Annotated in this window: 20 protein-coding genes and 1 riboswitch; of the genes, 9 read left to right on the top strand and 11 right to left on the bottom strand. The window is 65.0% G+C overall.

The window, feature by feature from the left end; genetic code table 11:
- The first annotated feature begins 122 nt into the window (after positions 1 to 122).
- Complete coding sequence (locus NIBR502771_RS05610; RefSeq protein ID WP_110545130.1) at positions 123 to 386, top strand: WXG100 family type VII secretion target; 264 nt, start codon at positions 123 to 125, stop codon at positions 384 to 386.
- An 85-nt stretch (positions 387 to 471) separates the two neighbouring features.
- On the opposite strand, the gene NIBR502771_RS05605 is transcribed toward NIBR502771_RS05610, so the two are convergent.
- A complete protein-coding gene (locus NIBR502771_RS05605) occupies positions 472 to 1,500 on the bottom strand; it encodes a DMT family transporter (RefSeq protein WP_141158863.1) in 1,029 nt (342 codons plus the stop codon).
- A gap of 71 nt (positions 1,501 to 1,571) precedes the next feature.
- Here NIBR502771_RS05605 and NIBR502771_RS05600 point away from each other — a divergent pair, with 71 nt between their 5' ends.
- Positions 1,572 to 2,117 (top strand): CGNR zinc finger domain-containing protein, encoded by a 546-nt coding sequence (locus NIBR502771_RS05600; protein WP_141158862.1) that lies wholly within the window; start codon positions 1,572 to 1,574, stop codon positions 2,115 to 2,117.
- 39 nt (positions 2,118 to 2,156) lie between these two features.
- On the opposite strand, the gene NIBR502771_RS05595 is transcribed toward NIBR502771_RS05600, so the two are convergent.
- The 3 genes from NIBR502771_RS05595 to NIBR502771_RS05585 all read right to left on the bottom strand — a co-directional run bounded on the left by NIBR502771_RS05595 (position 2,157) and on the right by NIBR502771_RS05585 (position 4,626).
- Positions 2,157 to 2,513, bottom strand: coding sequence for a hypothetical protein (locus tag NIBR502771_RS05595; protein ID WP_141158861.1), 357 nt, complete (start codon positions 2,511 to 2,513; stop codon positions 2,157 to 2,159).
- Positions 2,514 to 2,613: 100 nt separating this feature from the next.
- On the bottom strand, positions 2,614 to 3,204 hold the full coding sequence (locus NIBR502771_RS05590; protein ID WP_210411337.1) for a hypothetical protein: 591 nt from the start codon (positions 3,202 to 3,204) through the stop codon (positions 2,614 to 2,616).
- A 69-nt stretch (positions 3,205 to 3,273) separates the two neighbouring features.
- Positions 3,274 to 4,626: an MATE family efflux transporter gene (locus NIBR502771_RS05585; protein ID WP_141158860.1), complete on the bottom strand. Its 1,353-nt coding sequence runs from the start codon at positions 4,624 to 4,626 to the stop codon at positions 3,274 to 3,276.
- Between the two features lie 108 nt (positions 4,627 to 4,734).
- Between NIBR502771_RS05585 and NIBR502771_RS05580 the strand changes: the two genes are divergently transcribed.
- Positions 4,735 to 5,172, top strand: coding sequence for a DoxX family protein (locus NIBR502771_RS05580; protein WP_141158859.1), 438 nt, complete (start codon positions 4,735 to 4,737; stop codon positions 5,170 to 5,172).
- Positions 5,173 to 5,298: 126 nt separating this feature from the next.
- Positions 5,299 to 6,315 (top strand): acyl-CoA thioesterase, encoded by a 1,017-nt coding sequence (locus NIBR502771_RS05575; protein ID WP_141158858.1) that lies wholly within the window; start codon positions 5,299 to 5,301, stop codon positions 6,313 to 6,315.
- On the opposite strand, the gene dnaB is transcribed toward NIBR502771_RS05575, so the two are convergent.
- Positions 6,312 to 7,694: a replicative DNA helicase gene (gene dnaB, locus NIBR502771_RS05570; protein WP_141158857.1), complete on the bottom strand. Its 1,383-nt coding sequence runs from the start codon at positions 7,692 to 7,694 to the stop codon at positions 6,312 to 6,314. The genes NIBR502771_RS05575 and dnaB overlap by 4 nt on opposite strands.
- 642 nt (positions 7,695 to 8,336) lie before the next feature.
- Here dnaB and NIBR502771_RS05565 point away from each other — a divergent pair.
- Positions 8,337 to 8,654, top strand: a complete 318-nt coding sequence (locus NIBR502771_RS05565) for a hypothetical protein (protein WP_141158856.1) — start codon at positions 8,337 to 8,339, stop codon at positions 8,652 to 8,654.
- 2 nt (positions 8,655 to 8,656) lie between these two features.
- Complete coding sequence (locus tag NIBR502771_RS05560; protein WP_141161427.1) at positions 8,657 to 9,223, top strand: hypothetical protein; 567 nt, start codon at positions 8,657 to 8,659, stop codon at positions 9,221 to 9,223.
- A gap of 234 nt (positions 9,224 to 9,457) precedes the next feature.
- Here the strand turns inward: NIBR502771_RS05560 and NIBR502771_RS05555 are convergent, their stop codons facing one another.
- The 6 genes from NIBR502771_RS05555 to rpsF all read right to left on the bottom strand — a co-directional run bounded on the left by NIBR502771_RS05555 (position 9,458) and on the right by rpsF (position 12,910).
- Positions 9,458 to 10,084, bottom strand: a complete 627-nt coding sequence (locus tag NIBR502771_RS05555) for an FMN reductase (protein WP_141158855.1) — start codon at positions 10,082 to 10,084, stop codon at positions 9,458 to 9,460.
- 108 nt (positions 10,085 to 10,192) lie between these two features.
- The gene (locus NIBR502771_RS05550; protein ID WP_141158854.1) at positions 10,193 to 11,041 is read right to left on the bottom strand and encodes a PhzF family phenazine biosynthesis protein; all 849 of its coding nucleotides are present in this window, start codon (positions 11,039 to 11,041) and stop codon (positions 10,193 to 10,195) included.
- An 80-nt stretch (positions 11,042 to 11,121) separates the two neighbouring features.
- Complete coding sequence (rplI, locus tag NIBR502771_RS05545; RefSeq protein ID WP_141158853.1) at positions 11,122 to 11,574, bottom strand: 50S ribosomal protein L9; 453 nt, start codon at positions 11,572 to 11,574, stop codon at positions 11,122 to 11,124.
- A gap of 17 nt (positions 11,575 to 11,591) precedes the next feature.
- Positions 11,592 to 11,831, bottom strand: a complete 240-nt coding sequence (gene rpsR / locus NIBR502771_RS05540) for a 30S ribosomal protein S18 (protein ID WP_003800144.1) — start codon at positions 11,829 to 11,831, stop codon at positions 11,592 to 11,594.
- A gap of 124 nt (positions 11,832 to 11,955) precedes the next feature.
- A complete protein-coding gene (locus NIBR502771_RS05535) occupies positions 11,956 to 12,531 on the bottom strand; it encodes a single-stranded DNA-binding protein (protein ID WP_141158852.1) in 576 nt (191 codons plus the stop codon).
- A gap of 73 nt (positions 12,532 to 12,604) precedes the next feature.
- The gene (rpsF, locus tag NIBR502771_RS05530) at positions 12,605 to 12,910 is read right to left on the bottom strand and encodes a 30S ribosomal protein S6 (protein WP_015939036.1); all 306 of its coding nucleotides are present in this window, start codon (positions 12,908 to 12,910) and stop codon (positions 12,605 to 12,607) included.
- A gap of 362 nt (positions 12,911 to 13,272) precedes the next feature.
- Positions 13,273 to 13,445: riboswitch (cyclic di-AMP (ydaO/yuaA leader) on the top strand.
- Between the two features lie 447 nt (positions 13,446 to 13,892).
- On the opposite strand from rpsF, the gene NIBR502771_RS20675 reads away from it, so the two are divergent.
- The 3 genes from NIBR502771_RS20675 (at position 13,893) to NIBR502771_RS05515 (ending at position 17,300) form a co-directional block, all read left to right on the top strand.
- Positions 13,893 to 14,516 carry a family 16 glycosylhydrolase gene (locus NIBR502771_RS20675; protein WP_168225720.1) on the top strand — a complete coding sequence of 208 codons (624 nt, stop codon included), beginning with the start codon at positions 13,893 to 13,895 and terminating at the stop codon, positions 14,514 to 14,516.
- Positions 14,517 to 14,637: 121 nt separating this feature from the next.
- Positions 14,638 to 15,816 (top strand): glycosyltransferase, encoded by a 1,179-nt coding sequence (locus NIBR502771_RS21150; protein WP_141158850.1) that lies wholly within the window; start codon positions 14,638 to 14,640, stop codon positions 15,814 to 15,816.
- Positions 15,813 to 17,300 carry an oligosaccharide flippase family protein gene (locus NIBR502771_RS05515; protein WP_141158849.1) on the top strand — a complete coding sequence of 496 codons (1,488 nt, stop codon included), beginning with the start codon at positions 15,813 to 15,815 and terminating at the stop codon, positions 17,298 to 17,300. The genes NIBR502771_RS21150 and NIBR502771_RS05515 overlap by 4 nt, the downstream gene beginning before the upstream one ends.
- Positions 17,301 to 17,303: the final 3 nt, after the last annotated feature.

The following is a 17,303-nucleotide window of genomic DNA, read 5'->3' as shown; positions in this document are numbered from 1 at the left end:
CTGCCCATCGACACTGTTTGGGGGCCGGGATAGGTTCTAGGCAATGGATCTTCCGGATGAGCCGGGGGGCCGCTGGGGATGCCGATCTTGTTCGGATCCACACACCTAACAAGGAGAAACTGATGGCTATTTGGGGTGCAGACGTTGAGCAGCTTCGCCAGCTCGGCAGCAAGCTTCAGGCAGGTGCGTCCGAGATCGAGACGCAGAAGTCCACTCTCACGAAGGTTCTGAGCAGCACCAACTGGGAAGGTCCGGACGCCACCAAGTTCCGCAACGAGTGGTCCGGTACCCACACCGCCATGCTGACCAAGGTTGCCGAGGCACTGAAGGAAGCCGGCTCACAGGCCAAGCGCAACGCCGAAGAGCAGAGCCAGGCCTCCCACTAGGCTTTACCGCCGCCCGGCGGGGGCAGGGACACCATGCGGTGTCCCTGCCTTTTCTTTTTTGCGGCCGACGACGGCGCGCACGTGCTTAGGGGACGGGCTCGACGTCGTTCGCGTGCTCCAGCGGCGACGCCTGGACTTTCATACCCGCGGCGCGTGCGGAGGCGCGAAGCTCGTCAAGCCGGACCAGGACCACACCGCCAACGATCAGGACTCCCCCGAGGAGCTGGATGGCACCGGGAAGTTCCCCAAGCAGCAGCCACGCCCACAGCACGGCAAACAGGACCTCGGTGAGCGACACGAAGGATGCAACCTTGGAGCCGAGCGCCCTGGCGGCCATGATGCCCGAGGTGTAGGCGAGTACCGTGGCCAGCACCACCAGCCCGGCAAGGGACACCCACCACGGGGTGGTCCAGGACCCAAGGGTGGTGTCCGCGGTGCTGAAGGCCATGGGCAGCAGGCCGGTGGCGGCTGCAAGCCACATCACGGCAGCGCCCGTCATGAGTCCCCCTGATGCCAGCACGATGGGAGGCAAGGTGTCGTTTTCCTTGGCGGTGATGAAGAAGTAGATGGCCAGGCAAACGGCGGCCGCCATACCCCAAAGAACCCCAACCAGATCCACTTTGACGGCGCCCGTGAGGTCCAGGACCAGCACCAGGCCGGCCAGGGAGAGGAGTGTCCCGCTGGAGGTCAGCAGCCGGGGGCGCCGGCGGCTCGCGGCCCAGAGCCACAGGACGATGATCACCGGGGCCAGGTACTCCAGCAGGAGTGCCACGCCCACGGACAAACGTGCCACAGCGTTGAAGTAGAACAACTGGCAGGCCGCCACGCCAATAAGCCCGAACAGCACGATGGTGAGCCAATTGTCCCTCAGCTGGTGCCAGCGGCCCTTGAGCGCGAAGGCGGCCGGCAGCGCAAGGATCAGGGCCGCACCCGTCAAGCGGGCGGTGACGGCAGCTCCCGGCGACCAGCCGGTCTCCAGCAGTGACTTGGCAAAGGATCCGGACAGCCCGAAGACAGCGGAGGAGAACAGCGCAATCCCGAGCCCGGGTGCCAGGAAGCCTCGGCGTCCGGCGGGCAGCTCCGTGGTGGGGATGTGGTCTTTGGCGGCAGGCACCGTCGCCTCCTGTCAGGAGTAAAATGGGGTAATGCCCATGACATTACGCCCGGGCACTGTAAGGAGTCAACATGGTTTTCGCCCCTGACACGGAAGTGGCGCTGCGTACGGTGGTGAACCTCATCAACACGGCGGCGAATGGCAGGGAGGGACTGGCCACCCTCGAGGACCTCGATGCCTTCCTGGCCGCTGAGGGGTTTTCGGGCGGCCGGCGCCGGGATAACGCGGAACTGGAAAGCGTGCTGGAGCTGCGCCGTGAACTGGCGGCAGTCTGGACGGCGGATGAGGACGCGGCGGTCGACACCGTCAACCGGCTGCTGCGGGATGCGAATGCGCTTCCCCGGCTCATGAAGCACGACGGTTGGGACTGGCACCTGCACGCCACGGCACCGGATGCTCCCTTGGCGGACCGGATGAGCACCGAGGCAGCCATGGCCCTCGCGGACGTGATCCGCGGCAAGGAAATGGACAGGATGCGCACGTGCGAATCAGAAGACTGCGATGCCGCCGTGCTGGACCTGAGCCGCAACCGGTCCAAGAGGTATTGCGACACCGGAAACTGCGCCAACCGGGCACATGTGGCCGCGTATCGGGCCAGGCAGGCGGCAGCGAATTAGCAGGCTGAGGCTGCCTGGGGCTTTGGCGCAGGTGTGCCGCTAGCGCTGGGGCGTGCTGTCGGTGCCGTCGCCGGATGCCGGCGGGTTCTGGCGGCCGGGACCTCCATGGGGGGATGGCTTGGGCGCCGAACTCAGATTGACGCCCGATCCCTTGCCCAGGTGTTCGGCGTTCTCCTTGTAGCTCATGGACAGCATTGCGGCGATGACCAGGGTCACGATGAACGCGATGCCGGCGGCGGTGAAGGCGAGGTCGAAGCGGGGCGCGCGGGCGCTTCCCCCGGAGGCGAAAATCAGCACCGCAACGAAGGCGACGACGGCCCAGAACGCCGAAAACATCAGCGGCCCCTTCACCGAGGTCCGCAGCTTGCGCGGTTTTCCTTGATGCTGGTCAGCCACGGTGGTTCCTCCCTGCAGGCGGCGTACGGCCACCTGGTTTACGAATTGCGGTGTCGCACCCCGGAATTTCTACAGAAAGTAGAAGGGCGCTCCTCCTAGTTTACGGCTTTCCTGCGCCGGTGCGGGCATCGTGCCGGAGGGTCAGGCCGGACAGAACCCACAGGACGCCGGAAATAATGGCCCCTCCCCCGGCAACGCCCAGCAGGGCATGGGCCCCGAGGTTGACGAAGAACGGCAGCAGGATGGCGGTGCCGATCCCGATGATGCCCGACGCGATCCAGTCCCGGGCCAGCACGTGGCGCCCCCGGCGCTGAAGGCCGCAGGCAAGCTCAAAGACACCGGCCACGCCCAGCCCCAGCGCGGCAATGACTGCGAACAAGAGGTCACTGTGCAGCAGGACCACCGCAAAACCAGCCCCGGCCAGGACGGCGCCAGCGGCGGAAAGCAGCTTTCCAGGGGCGGAATTCCGGGCGAAACCCACCGCCGGGACACTCCGGAGGGACAGCACACCCGTCGCCAATAGGTAGAGGCCTCCGGCCCAGCCCATGACCTCCACGGAAGGCGAAGTCCAAAACACCGTCACTGCGCCGAACACCAGGGCAGCCGCCGAGCGCAGCAGCACCGGCTTCCAGAGGTCGGTACGGGGGGCAGTTCCTTGGGCAGCATCCGCGGGGATGGAAGATTGCGTCACCGGTCCAGTTTAGTGGGGGCTGATGGAAGGTCGAACCGGGCGCTGTTCCCCGGTTTGCCTACAGTCAATTCAGGCGGAGCCCAGCACCATCCAGCGGTCGGACCGGGCTCGCACGCCCAGGGTGAGTGCCCGCGCGGCCATGTATCCCACGCCGAAAGCGGCCCACAGCCACCCCAGCCCTGCGGCGCCGGTTGCACCGGAGAGTGCCACCCAGGCGAGCAGCGGCACATAGATGGCGATGTTCACCAGCCCTGCGAGGGCGAGGTAGCGGGCGTCCCCCGCGCCGATCAGCACACCATCGAGCACAAAAACGTAGCCGGCGATGGGCTGTCCGGCGGCCAGGACCCAGAGCGCAACGGTGAGGACTGACTGCACGTGGGGATCCGTCGTGAACAGGGCTCCCGCCCAGGGGGCAACCGCAGCCAGCAGCAGGCCTGTCACTACGCCGAACCCGGCGCCCCACCTGATCATGGTCCCGGTCAGCAGGCGCGCCCTGCCGGCATTGGAGGCACCGAGCTCCTTGCCGATGAGCGCCTGCGCAGCGATGGCCAGGGCATCCAAAGCGAACGCCAGGAAGGAAAAGATGGTCATGGCCAACTGATGGGCGGCAAGGTTGACTTCACCCTGGGCCGTTACCACCAGCACGGTGGCCAGTATTGCGGCCCGCAGGCTGAGCGTGCGCAGCATGAGCCAGGATCCAACCCGCGTCATGCTGCGGATGCCCCGCCAGCTGGGCAGCAGGCTGACTCCGTGCCGTACGGCGTTCCGGCGGACCATCGCCACGTAAACCGCAGCCATGGCCCACTGGGCAAGGCTGGTGCCGATCGCCGAACCGGTTACCGACGAGCCCAGCCCGTAGACAAGCCACAGGTTCAGCAGCGCGTTGACGCCGAATCCGGCCGTGGCCACCACCAGCGGGGTCCGGGTGTCCTGCAGGCCGCGCAGGACACCCGTGCCGGCGAAAATCAGCAGCATGGCCACCAGTCCCGGCATGGACCAGCGGAAGTAGTCGATGGCAAAGGTGCGGACACTGCCCTCCGCGCCCAGTAGGTCGATCAGCGGTTCGGCCGCAGCGAAGCCGGCGGCGGCGAGCAGCAAGCCCAGGAGCGTAGCCAGCCACACGCCGTCGCGCCCTGCCGCGAGGGCCTTGCCGAGTTGTCCGTCCCCGATCGCGCGGGCCACGGCGGGCGTCGTCGAGTAAGCCAGGAAGACCATGAGCCCGACGGCGGTCTGCAGCACCGCTGATGCCAGCCCCACGCCTGCGAGCTGCGCGACACCAAGGTGCCCCACAATCGCCGAGTCGGCCAGCAGGAACAGGGGTTCAGCCACCAGCGCCCCGAACGCAGGGATGGCGAGGCGAAGAATTTCACGGGCAGGCCCGCGCCCTCCGGAGACGGCGGCAAGGGCAGGTTGTTGGGGCACGTTGCCAGCCTAACCGGGCCGCACGCGGGACCCTTCAAGGCATGACAAAGACCACAAGTATGACGAATTAGTTGACACTACAACTATTAATCCGGGACAGTGGAACCCATGAACAAGTCTGCACTGACCACCACTGCCCTGGCCGCCCTACGAATCATCCTCGGCTTCCTCTTCGCAGCCCATGGCTGGCAGAAGTTCAATGAATGGACCATCGCCGGCACCCAGGCGTCCTTCGCCAAGATGGGCGTCCCGGCCGCCGACGTCATGGCCCCCGCGATCGCCGTCCTCGAACTGGCAGGCGGCATTGCCCTGATCCTGGGAATCCTGACACGGGTCGTGGCCGCCCTCCTCGTGGTGGACATGCTGGGGGCCCTGTTCCTCGTACATGCCCCCGCCGGTATCTTCGCGGCAAACGGAGGCTACGAACTCGTCCTCCTGCTGGCAGCGGCATCCTTCGCCCTGGCACTTACCGGAGCCGGCCGGCTGTCCGTGGACCGCGCCCTCTTCGGCCGCCGTCCGGAATCCCGGCTGGCAGTCCTCGCGTAGCCCCTCCCCACGCCACGAACGGCGGCAGGCCACCAAAGGTGCCTGCCGCCGTCGGACTTTAAGCTGCGCTTCGCATTGTTGCAGCGCCAACCGGCCGGTAACCGGGGCCGCCAGTAGGATCGCAGCATGACTGAGACCGGCCGCCCCAACTCCGTGACCCTCCGCTTCCTCGCCGCCCCCACCGACGTGGGCCACAGCGGCTCGGTGGATGCCGGCACAGTGCTTGAGTGGGTGGACAAGGCCGCCTACGCCGCCGCGGTGGGGTGGGCCAAGTCCTACTGCGTGACCGCCTATGTGGGAAACATACATTTCGCCGATCCCGTCAACAGCGGCGACATGGTGGAAGTGGAGGCCACCATCGTTTACACCGGCCGCTCCTCCATGCACATCCACACCGTGGTCTCCTCCGGCGATCCCAAAGGCGGCCCGGCCACGATGCGGAGCCAGTGCATGGTGATCTTTGTAGCGGTCGGCGAAGATGGCAGGCCGATCCCGGTTCAGCAGTTCCAGCCCTCCACCCCAGTCGAGATTGAGCAGCGGGACCACGCCTTGGCCAGGATCAAGGTCCGGGAACAGATTGTGGAAGCCATGAACCGGCAGGAATATACAGACGCCGGCACTGCCGAGCGCGTGACGCTGAGGTTCATGGCAGCCCCCACCGACGTGAACTGGGGCGGGAAGGTCCACGGCGGCATCGTCATGAAATGGATCGACGAAGCAGCCTATGTCTGCGCCTCCCGCTACTGCGGCAGGGATACCGTGGCCGTATTCTCCGGCGGCGTCCGCTTCTACCGGCCCTTGCTGATCGGGCACGTGGTGGAAGTGGAAGCCCGCCTGGTCTACACCGGGACCAAGGGCATGCACATCGCCGTCCACGTCCGCTCCGGCGACCCCAAGGGCCGGGAGCTGGATCTCACTACCTACTGCCTCACCGTGATGGTGGCGCGCGACGACGAAGGCAACTCGGTGCCGGTTCCCGCGTGGGTGCCGGTCAGCGAGGAGGACAAGCGGCTGCATGCCCACGCCCGCGAACTCCTGGAGATCCGGGGTACGGCGCCCGGCAACCGCCTGCCGAACCACCTGCTGGCCGCCGCAGGGCCTGCCGGCAGCGCCGCGGCCCGCTCCGGGAACGAAGGGGACTAGAAGCCTCCACCGCCAGCGTCGCCCGCCATGTTCGCAAAGCGGGAGTAGTGGCCCTGGAAGGCGACCACAATGTCCTTGGTGGGGCCGTTACGGTGCTTGGCCACCAGGATGTCCGCCTCACCGGCCCGGGGTGATTCCTTGTCGTAAACATCTTCGCGGTGGAGCAGGATCACCATGTCGGCATCCTGCTCGATGGACCCGGACTCACGGAGGTCCGAGACCATGGGGCGCTTGTCCTGGCGCTGTTCCGATCCACGGTTCAGCTGGGACAGGGCAATGACGGGAACCTGGAGTTCCTTGGCGAGGAGCTTCAGCGCCCGGGAGAACTCGGAAACTTCCTGCTGGCGGGATTCCACCTTCTTGCCCGAGCTCATAAGCTGCAGGTAGTCGAGGATCACCAGCTTGAGGTCGTGCTGCTGCTTCAGGCGGCGGCACTTGGCACGGATTTCCATCAGGGACATGTTGGGGCTGTCATCGATGAACAGCGGGGCATCGTTCATGCGGCCCATGGTGGTGGCGATCTTGGACCACTGCTCGTCCTTGATGGTTCCCTTACGGAGGTCCTGGAGCCCAATGGTGGCTTCGGCGGACAACAGGCGCATGGCGATCTCGTTCCGGCCCATTTCCAGGGAGAACATCACCGTGGCGAGGTTGTTCTTGATGGCCGCGGACCGGGCGAAGTCCAGGGCGAACGTCGACTTACCAACGGCGGGGCGCGCGGCGATGACGATCATCTGGCCGGGGTGCAGCCCGTGGGTCAACTCGTCGAGTTCGTAGAAACCTGTGGGGACACCGGTCATCCCCTCCCCGCGGTGGCCGGAAGCCTCAATTTCGTCCACCGTGGACTCCATGACGTCCTTCAGCACCACGTAATCCTCCGCGGTGCGGCGTTCGGCCACGGCGTAAACCTCGGCCTGGGCCTGGTTGACCAGGTCCTCCACCTCGCCGTCGGACCCATAGCCCAGCTGGACAATCTTGGTGCCGGCGTTGACCAGGCGGCGAAGCACCGCCCGTTCGGCCACGATCTCGGCGTAATAGCCGGCGTTGGCGGCAGTGGGGACGGTCTGGATCAATTCGTGGAGGTAGGCGGGCCCACCGATCCTGTTGATCTCGGCCCGCTTGGTCAGTTCATCGGACACGGTAACCGCATCCGCGGGCTCGCCGCGGCCATAGAGGTCGATGATGGCCTCATAGATGGTCTCGTGCGCCGGGCGGTAAAAATCCTGGCCGCGGAGGATCTCGACAACATCCGCGATGGCATCCTTGGACAGCATCATTCCGCCCAGGACTGACTGCTCGGCCGCGATGTCCTGTGGCGGCTTCCGGCTCGCGTCCGATCCACGGGTTGCCTCGACAGGGTCCAGATGCGCGATTGACAAAGCTGCCGTCCTCCATTTGTACCGGGTGTGCAGTCCGGTGATCCATCCTGTTCGTGGCTCCGATGTCCGGATCCGCCACGCGTCCAGGTCTACCCGCAGGCCCTGACAATCACGTGCCGGAGTTCCGGAAACCAGCTCCGGACCGGAGTTATCCCCAATATCCACAGCTTTTCCACAAAAAGATGTGGAGGAAGCATGGATGAGGTCCCAGTGGCCAGAACAGGGATCCTGTTTCGGCCCCAGAGAACAGGTACCCCGCTACGCTAACTGGCATGGGGGCCGCCGCAAAGCCAGCATGCCGCACACCCTGTGGATAACCTGTGCAGTATGCGGCATAGCTTGTGCACAGCCTGTGGGGAAGTCTGTGGATACAAAGTTTTTTTCGCCCTCCTTATGCCCCTGAACTGCGATAACACTGCCACCAGCATGTGGAGTAAATATTTCTTCCGCGGAATTTCATCCACAGGCACTGAGTGGGATCCGCAGCGATGGAAGGTGCGGAACGGCCCCGGAAGAGCCCTGCCCCCCGTCCGTGGCGCTCCTCATATTCCAGTGCGGGAGTTTGACTGGCGCCTGCGCGGCCCTGTATGCGGAAGAGTGAATATTGCTGTGGATAAACCCGATCTGGATTAGGCTCTAGGTATGGGCGATCTCCTGCTGGTGCTGTTGCCGGCGATTGTTTTGGTGGCCCTCCTCTGGGGAGTCGCCACCGCGCTGCGGCCGCGCGATCCGGGCTTGTCGGAGGCCGCAAAGTACCAGCGCGAGCTTGCCGAGCGGTCGGCACGCCACTACGCGGCCCAGGTCCAGGCGGCCACTGCCGCCCGGGACCGCTTGGCCGCCGCCACCCACCCCAGCCAAAACGCCCAGCAGCACAACCAGCAGCAGGAATATATCCGTGCGGCCCGCCAGCAAAGCGAACGCACCTGGCAAAGGCCAGGAACAACAGAGAACGGCACGTGAAAATGGAATCCCTGGCGGTCCCGGTCCTTATCCTGCTCGCGGTTGTTACTGGCGTCATACTGGCGTACCGCGCCTTCCGCACCCGCAAGGCAACGCGCGGCACAGCTCCCGCCCAGGCCGCTGCCTCGTCGCAGGAATTGGCCCGCGCGGCTGCGGGCCGCTTGTCCGAGGACCAGCACCGGCGGCTCTATGCCCTGATCGCCCAAGGGCAGGCCATGGCCGCCATCAAGCTCTACTACGAGGCCACCGGCGAGGGACTGCGGGCCTCCCGCGACGCTGTCGGCGCCATGGCGGCCCACCCCCAGCCTTACCGGGCCCAGGAGCCGGTGCAGGTCCCGGAGGAGGACGACGACGAGCCAGAGCGGTTCCCGTACCGCTACCGGGCGATCGCGAGCAAAGGTGACGTCACCCGGGAAGTAAGCAGCAACATGCTTAACGACGAAATTTACGGAAGGATCCGGACGCTGGCCCGGAGCGGAGAAACGGAGGCGGCAGCCACCGCGCTGACTCGGCACTCGGATATCTCGCTCAAGCAGGCCCGGGAGTTCATCGCGCTGCTGGACGACTAGGCTAGCGGCCAGCCGGCCTCCCTGGAACTGAGGTCCAGCCCATCACTGCTGCTCGTATCGAGCCCCCGCGATAGCTGGCGGCCCAGGTCACCCCGGTCTCTGTCCGGCCGTCGTCAGCCACAAGTTTGGCGTTCTACTTGCCAGTCGAGCCGCTTCTTATAGATTGCGTCGAACGAGCTTGTGCAGACAACCGCGTTCGTGGTTCCACTCGGCTTAGGCGCAGGCTCCGGCCGGTCAGGCGTTGCCGGAAATGCCCGCCAGCAGCTGCTCGAACGGCAGGGACTCCAGCGGGACTTCCTCCCGGCCCGGCTGCGGGCCGTCAAGCAGGCGCGTGAACTCGCCGGCTGCGCGTTCGATGCGGTCCGCGAGGGATCCCCCACCCTCCTCTGCGGTTCCCCAGTCCTGCGGTCCTGCAAAGACTCCGGTGGCTGCCATGCGCGTCCGGAGGTAGCTGAACAGGGGCCGCATTGCGTAATCCAGGACCATTTGGTGCCGGTCCGTTCCGCCGGTGGCGCCCAAGAGGACGGCCTTTCCGTCGAGTGACTTGGGATCAAGGACGTCGATAAAGGACTTGAAGAGGCCGCTGTAGGAGGCACTGAACACGGGAGTGACCGCAATGATTCCGTCGGACGCCTTCAGGCCCGCGATGGCGTCCGCCAGGCGGGGCGCGGCGTAGCCGGTAACAAAGTTGTTGGCGATGTCCACGGCCAGGTCGCGGAGCTCGACGACGTCCACGGCCACCTCATAACCGGCTGCTTCCAGCTGTCGCGTGGCGGCGACCGAAAGCTGGTCAGCCAGCAGCCGACTCGACGAAGGTACGCCAAGCCCTGCGGAGAGGACGGTGATGCGGCGGGTTTCCATGGCATTCTCCTGGTGTTTGTTCAGTTCATCATACATGCGTATGCATCTATACCTTTGAACTGTTGCGCGCAGCGGAGTATTCCCGGGCGAGCCTTGCCGGGCGCCGGATCAGAGCAGGACGGTGCCCCGGATACAGGTAGTGGACTCGCCGCCGACCCAGACGTCTCCGTCCTCCGTACTCACGTGGATGCGCCCGTCCCGTCCCAGGACGGTCCCCTGCGAGGCCACATACTGCTCCGGCGCCCTGCCGCTTCCCACCAGCCACTGGGCGGCACCGGCGTTAAAGCTGCCGGTGACGGGATCCTCTACCGTTCCAGCACCCGGCAGGAACGTGCGGACTTCAAAGTCGGTTCCGGCTCCGGGATGGTATGGCCCTATGACGCCGATCTTCAGGTCGCCCATGGCAGCCTGGTCCGGTTCCAGGGCCAGCACCTGCTCTGCGGATTCCAGCAGGACGCCAATCCATTCCGGGCCGTTCACCAGCCAGCACGCGTCAACGATGTCCCCGGCAGACACCCGCAGGGCGGCGGCCAGTTGCCGGCGGACCGGGTCCTCCACAGGGCCGAAACGTGTCAGGGGCGGCGCTGCGAAAGCCAGCCTGCCGCCGTCGAGCTTTATCCGGACCAGCCCCGCGGCGCATTCCTGCACCACGTGGCCGCCGGACTTCGGCACCCCTCCGCTCTCCAGCCAGGAATGCGCAGAGCCCAGCGTCGGATGGCCTGCAAAGGGAAACTCCTCGGCCCCGGTGAAGATCCGGACCCTGTAGTCCGCCCGCGGATCCCGGGGAGGCAGGAGGAAGGTGGTTTCCGAGAGGTTGGTCCAGTTGGCGAAGTGCTGCATGGTTGCCGCGTCCAGGCCCTGGGCATCAAGCACGACGGCGAGCGGGTTGCCGCGGTAGGCCTGTCCGGCGAAGACATCCACCTGGTGAAATGGGCGATGGCGGGGGTTCGGGTTCACCGGAGCAGGCTACCACCGGAAAACGAAAGACCCCCGCTGCCGGAGTCCGGCAGCGGGGGTCTTGGCGTGAGGCGGGGAAATTACTTTCCTGCCACCACGTCCAGTTCGATCACAGCGGCAACGTCAGCGTGGAGGCGGACGTTGGCCTGGTAGGTGCCAACCGACTTGATGTGGGCGGGCAGTTCAACCTTGCGCTTGTCGATCTTGCCAAGGCCTGCGGCCTCAACAGCGTCAGCAACGTCGCCCTGCTTGACGGTGCCGAACAGGCGGCCGGACTCGCCGGCCTTGACGACCAGCTTGACCGGCTTGGCGGACAGTGCAGCGGCCTGCTTCTGAGCATCTTCCAGGGAAGCGTGCTCGCGGGCGGCACGGGCAGCCTTGATGGACTCAACCTGCTTCTCGCCACCCTTCGACCAGGTCAGGGCGAAGTTGCGGGGCAGCAGGTAGTTACGTGCGTAACCGTCCTTGACCTCGACAACATCGCCAGCAGCACCGAGACCGGTGACCTCGTGGGTCAGAATGAGCTTTGCCATGTTAGTTAATCCCTTCCTTAGCCGCGGCCAGCGCCGGAGTAAGGCAGCAGAGCAACTTCGCGGGCGTTCTTGATTGCCTGGGCGATCTTGCGCTGTTCCTGCACCGTGACGCCAGTAACGCGACGGGCGCGGATCTTGCCGCGGTCGGAGATGAACTTGCGCAGCAATGCTACGTCCTTGTAGTCGATGACAGTGATGTCAGCGGCCTTCAAGGGGTTGGACTTTGGTTTGGGCTTACGGAGTTCAGCCTTAGCCATCGTGGAGCTCCTATTCTATGGAGCCCGTGGATATTGATCCACGGGATGGTGGTGGTCCGACGGCGGCAGTGCCCGGGTGCATCTTGCACCTTGGCAGCCCCAGCGCCGGGCCGTTGTTTAGGTTTTAGAAGGGAGGTTCGGAATCGGGGCCGTTGCCCCAGCCGCCTGCATTGGACACACCGGGCGTAGCCCAGGGATCGTCCTGTGCAGCCTGCTGGTTGCCGCCGCCCCAGCCTCCACCGGAGTTGCCGCCCTGGTTTCCACCAGAGTTGCCGCCTCCGAAGCCACCGCCGCTGTTGCCGCCACCGAAGCCGCCGCCACCCTGTCCGCCGGAGCGCTGGGTACGGTTGACCTTGGCGTTGGCGTAGCGCAGGCTGGGGCCGATTTCGTCGACCTCAAGCTCGATAACGGTGCGCTTTTCGCCTTCTTTTGTTTCGTAGGAGCGGCTCTTCAGGCGGCCGGTAACGATGACGCGCATGCCCTTGGTCAGGGACTCCGCGACGTTCTCGGCTGCTTCACGCCAAACAGCGGCGCGGAGGAACAGGGTCTCCCCGTCCTTCCACTCGTTGGACTGGCGATCAAAGGTGCGGGGGGTGGAAGCGATGGTGAAGTTCGCTACTGCCGAACCTGACGGTGTGAACCGCAATTCCGGGTCATTGGTGAGATTACCGATGACCGTAATGGTGGTCTCGCCTGCCATCTACTGCCTCCTTGTTCGATCCTGGGTGAAGAGTGCGTTTCCTGCGGGGTAAAGAATGAAGAATGGTGCTGAATTACTCAGCAACAACCTTCTGCTCTTCGGGGCGGGTGATCTTGGTGCGCATGATGGTCTCGTTAAGAGACAGCTGGCGGTCAAGTTCCTTGGCGGTCTCCGGCTTCGCGGTGAAGTTCACCACGGCGTAGATACCTTCGGACTTCTTCTTGATGTCGTAAGCCAGGCGACGACGGCCCCAGATGTCAACCTTCTCGATGGTTCCACCATCGTTCGTGATGACGTTCAGGAACTTCTGAAGCGACGGCTCAACGGTACGCTCTTCGACCTCGGGGTCGATGATTACCATCAATTCGTAAGGACGCATATGTGAACCCACCTCCTTTGGGCTAAGCGGTTACGGCATTTCCGTAACAGGAGGTTCATTTGCGATTCCGCGCGATGCCCGGCCACCGGAACGGAGGCAGGACGCAGCACAGACTTCAATATCCTAGTGCATTTGGACCCGATAGGCGATTCACGCTTGACCCAAGGCTAGCCCGCATGGATGCGGGACGGGGCCGGGCATGGTCGCTATGTGGAAAAGCCCCGCGCCCTGCAGGGTGCACTAGCAGTGGCCACGCCTGGGGCAGGTGAACGCCACGCGGGGGAAGTGAGACCCGTTACCTTATTGTGATTATCAGCGGGGTCTCGTGTACGGTCTTCCGGGGGCTGCCCCAGCCAGCCCCAATCCGGAGGACGCCGAGTTCTGCCGCCTCCCGGATCCACTAGGTTTCAGGCAGAGACGGGGGACCCAAGCCTCTCGGGCCGGATTTCCGCGCCTTGGGGTGAAGCCGCGCCAAGCGGCCGAATGGCCTCATTCGAACCCGACAGCTAACCCCGCAGGCGTTATGAGAGGTAATGTCCCCATGCCCGTATTACCCAAACGTAAAAGCAATGCATCATCCCGTTATCAAACCGAAATTAGTGGGCCCTTGACACAGGCGCCTGCCGTCCGGGGGCGAAAGCTTCAGTTTGCTGCCGGATTAGCCGCCACTGTCCTCGGGGCCGCAGTATTGGGCATTGGATTCAGCCAAGCTTCAGGCACTCCCGACGTGGACCGCGTAGCTAGCTCCGCTGACACAGTCAGCCAGCCAGTTGTCGCTGAACAAAGCCCGGTCCTTCCTGCATCGCCCGCTCCCGCAACCTCGCCCGCAGCCAGTGAACCCGCAGTCACCCCCATCGAGGCGGCCGCACCACAGGCTCCTGTTGCACCTGCACCGGCTTCCCCCGCTCCGATCGCCCCGATGTCTGCGCAATTGGCAAGCACCGGCACCTCACAACCCGTCGGTGTGCCGGGCAATTGGACCATGACCTTCGCTGACGAATTCAACGGAGCTGGCCTAGACGCAGCCAAGTGGTCCAATTGCTGGTTCTCCCCCGGCTGCGGAACCATGAACAAGGTTTCCACCAGCCCGGCAAACGTCTCGGTAGCGAACGGAAACCTGTCACTGGGCCTCGCCTCAGCCACCTCCGGCGGCCTGGTGTCCACCAACCCCAATGGGGGAGCCGGCACCGGGTACCAGTTCACCACCGGCTACGTCGAAGCCAGGATCAAGTTCACCGGTAATGCCAACGGGCTGACCAACTGGCCTGCTTTCTGGACCACCGGGCAATCTTGGCCGGCCACCGGCGAAAACGACATTGCCGAGGTCCTCAAGGCGAAAATGACCGTCAACTACCACTCCAGCTCGGGCACCCACAACCAAGGCACCGTCCCCGGGAATTGGGCCAACGAGTACCACACCTTCGGCCTCCACAGGATGGCAAACTCGTCGGATGTGTACTTTGACGGCGTCAAGGTCAAGTCCTACCCCACGGACGACGGGAATGCTCCGCAGTACATCGTGCTGAACGTCGGTTCCTCCTCGACGAACCCCGTGTACGGCCCGCAGTCACAGATGATGGTGGACTACGTCCGGGCTTGGCAGTAACAAGCCCCATGCCACCCGATGAAAGGGCGACGGCGGGACCTCCCGCCGTCGCCCTTTTCGCTTTCCTCAAGGTTGCCTAAAGCGACCCTCTGCCAGGGAAGTGATCCAGTAAACTCTTGCAATGAAGCTCCTGTACGTGACGGAAAGCGTGCCCAACCGGGATCCTGAGCAGGGGGACGGAAGCTCAATGATTCCGTACGAAGTGATCCTGCACCTCCCTTCGGACGTGGCCGTCACGCTCTTGACTTTTTCGGGTCCCGTTCCCGTTCCGGAGGAAATCAGGAGCCGCTGTGACACGGTGTACGAACTGGCGCCCCGGCAGGAACTATCGGCCTTTGCCCGCTCCGTGGGCGGCCTGACGGGACTGGGGAAACACCGGCGTTCCACCCCTTCTGCCCGCGCCGCAGCCACTCGGTTGTCCGCGGGTATGGACGCTACACTGATCCATGGCCCCCACGCCCTCTTCCTGTCCCACAGTGTCAACGGGCCACTGGTACTGCAGACCGTAGACCCCTGGTCCATTCGCGCCAGTATGGACACGGCGAGGGCACGCACCCTACAACCCGCGTACCGTCTGCGGGAACATGTGGCGGCCCGCGCTGAACGCCACCTGCCGTCCCGGGCCCGGCTTCTCACAGTCGGCGCCAGGGACGCAGCAGCTTGGTCCGCCTCATTGGACCGGGCCGTCACCAGCATCCCCAACGGCACGGCAACGGCCACCGGTCCCCGCCTCGAGGGCGACGCCCCGGTTGTGTGCTTCGCCGGAAGCCTGAATTACGGACCGAATGTGGACAGCGCCACCGTACTGGCCAGGAGGATCGCCCCGCTGGTGTGGCAGGAGGTTCCGAATGCCCGCTTCGTCATCGCAGGGCGGCAGCCCACGCCGGCGGTGCTGGCGCTGGCCGGGCCCCAGGTGGACATCCTGGCCAACGTGCCCTCCATCCTGGACGTGTTCCAAGCTGCGGACGTGGCTGCTTTCCCGGACGAGCACGGGGTGGGTATCCGGAACTCCGTCCTGGAAGCCCTCGCCGCCGGAGTGCCCGTGGTGGCCACACCCGTGGCCGCGAGGGAACTTCCCGCGCACCCGTTGCTTGCCGTTCGGGACAGTCAGGAGGCTCTTGCCCGCAAGGTGGTGGAGCAACTCTCGGCTCTAAAGCCACCGCAAGGGGATCTCCCCAGAGGCCGGCCGGGTGTTGCCGCAGGTGCAGTCCGCACTTGGGAAACCGTGGCAGGCGAGTACCTGGCGGAAGTCCGGGCAGCCATGGCGGGCGAACTCTCCGAAACGAACGGGCAACCATGACGTACGCACCGGGGGAATTGGAGCGCAAGGGAGTCCGGGGAGCCCTGTGGCAGGGACTGGCCTTCGCCTCGGGCAGGGTGATCGTGCTGGTGACCACCGTGGTCTTGGCGCGGCTCCTCTCGCCTGAGCAATACGGCCTCGTCGCGCTTGCGCTGGTGCTGATGGCCTACGCCGAAACTATCGCCGACGCCGGAGTGGGACAGGCCCTTGTCTACCTGCCCAAGACTCCCGTCATCGCAAGATCGGCGCTGCTGCTGTCCGTTGCCTTGGGTGCAGTGCTTGCCGTGGCAGCCCTGCTGGCCGCGGACACGGTGGAGGACCTCCTTGAGCTGGACGGGGTAGCACCTCTGGTGCAGGTCCTGGGTGTTTCCGTGCTGGCCACCGCCTGCGGCGCCGTCCCGGAAGCCATCATGCGTCGGGACCTGAAGTTCAGGCAACTCACTGCGGCGCCGGTACTGCGCGCCGCGACCATGGGAACGGTGACCCTCTACCTGGCCTTTACCGGCCATGGCGCCTGGTCTCTCGCCGTCGGGACGGCCGCCGGGTCCGTGGCATATGCCGCCACCTGCTGGTTCCTGGTCCGCCACGAGGCACCCTGGCAGATCTGGCGCGTAAGCAGAAGCGCCATCGCGGCAAATGTCCGCTTCGGTGCCCCAGTCGCTGGAAGCACCATGCTGGCCAGAGCGATCTTCGACGTCGATTACCTCGTCATCGGAATCGTCCTCGGAGCGCATGCTCTGGGCCTGTACACCCTCGCCTTCCGGCTGCCGGAGGCCCTGATCCTGAACGTTTTCTTCGTGCTGTCCACTGTCCTGTTTCCCTTGTACACGCAAGTCCGCGGCGACCGGCAGCGGCTGCGGGACGGATACTTGAAGAGCGTCACCGTCCAGGCCCTGTACGGCATCACGGCCGGCGTGGGGCTTGCCGTCGTGGCGCCGGTCCTGGTACCGGTCTTGTTCGGAGCGCAATGGGAACAATCGGTTACGCCGCTGGTTTTCCTTGCCCTGTATGCGGCCGCCCGGTCCCTTGGCGCCGGTGCCAATGATGTCTATAAAGCCTTGGGCAGGCCCGGACTTTCAATCTGGATCTCCGTTGTCCGCCTGGTTGTTCTTCTTCCCGCACTGATCTTTGCCACCCGGTGGGGCATTGTGGGTGTTGCATGTGCCCAGATGGTGGTAGCCGTTGTTTTTGCCTTTGGAATGCAGGCTGTGGCAGCAAAGGTGATGGGGACCAGGATGCGCCGGATGATGCGTGCCGCCGCGCCCGGAATGGTATGCGGGGCGGCCGTAGGCCTGGTGGGACTGCTCAACCTGGCCCGGCATTTAGTGGGGCCAGTGCCCACCTTAGCGGTCATGGTGGTTGCCGGGGTGGGCCTGGTGTACTGCGTGCTGCGGTGGGGCTACAGGGACCTGCACGACGAGGTTCTGGGGCTTTTCAGGCGCACCCACGGCGCATCAGAGACAGCTGAAAGCCGGGCTTCATAGGTC

The organism is Pseudarthrobacter sp. NIBRBAC000502771 (assembly GCF_006517215.1).
Lineage (GTDB): Bacteria > Actinomycetota > Actinomycetes > Actinomycetales > Micrococcaceae > Arthrobacter > Arthrobacter niigatensis.
Note: the sequence above shows the minus strand (reverse complement) of the source record. Positions and strands in the feature narration are given on the sequence as shown.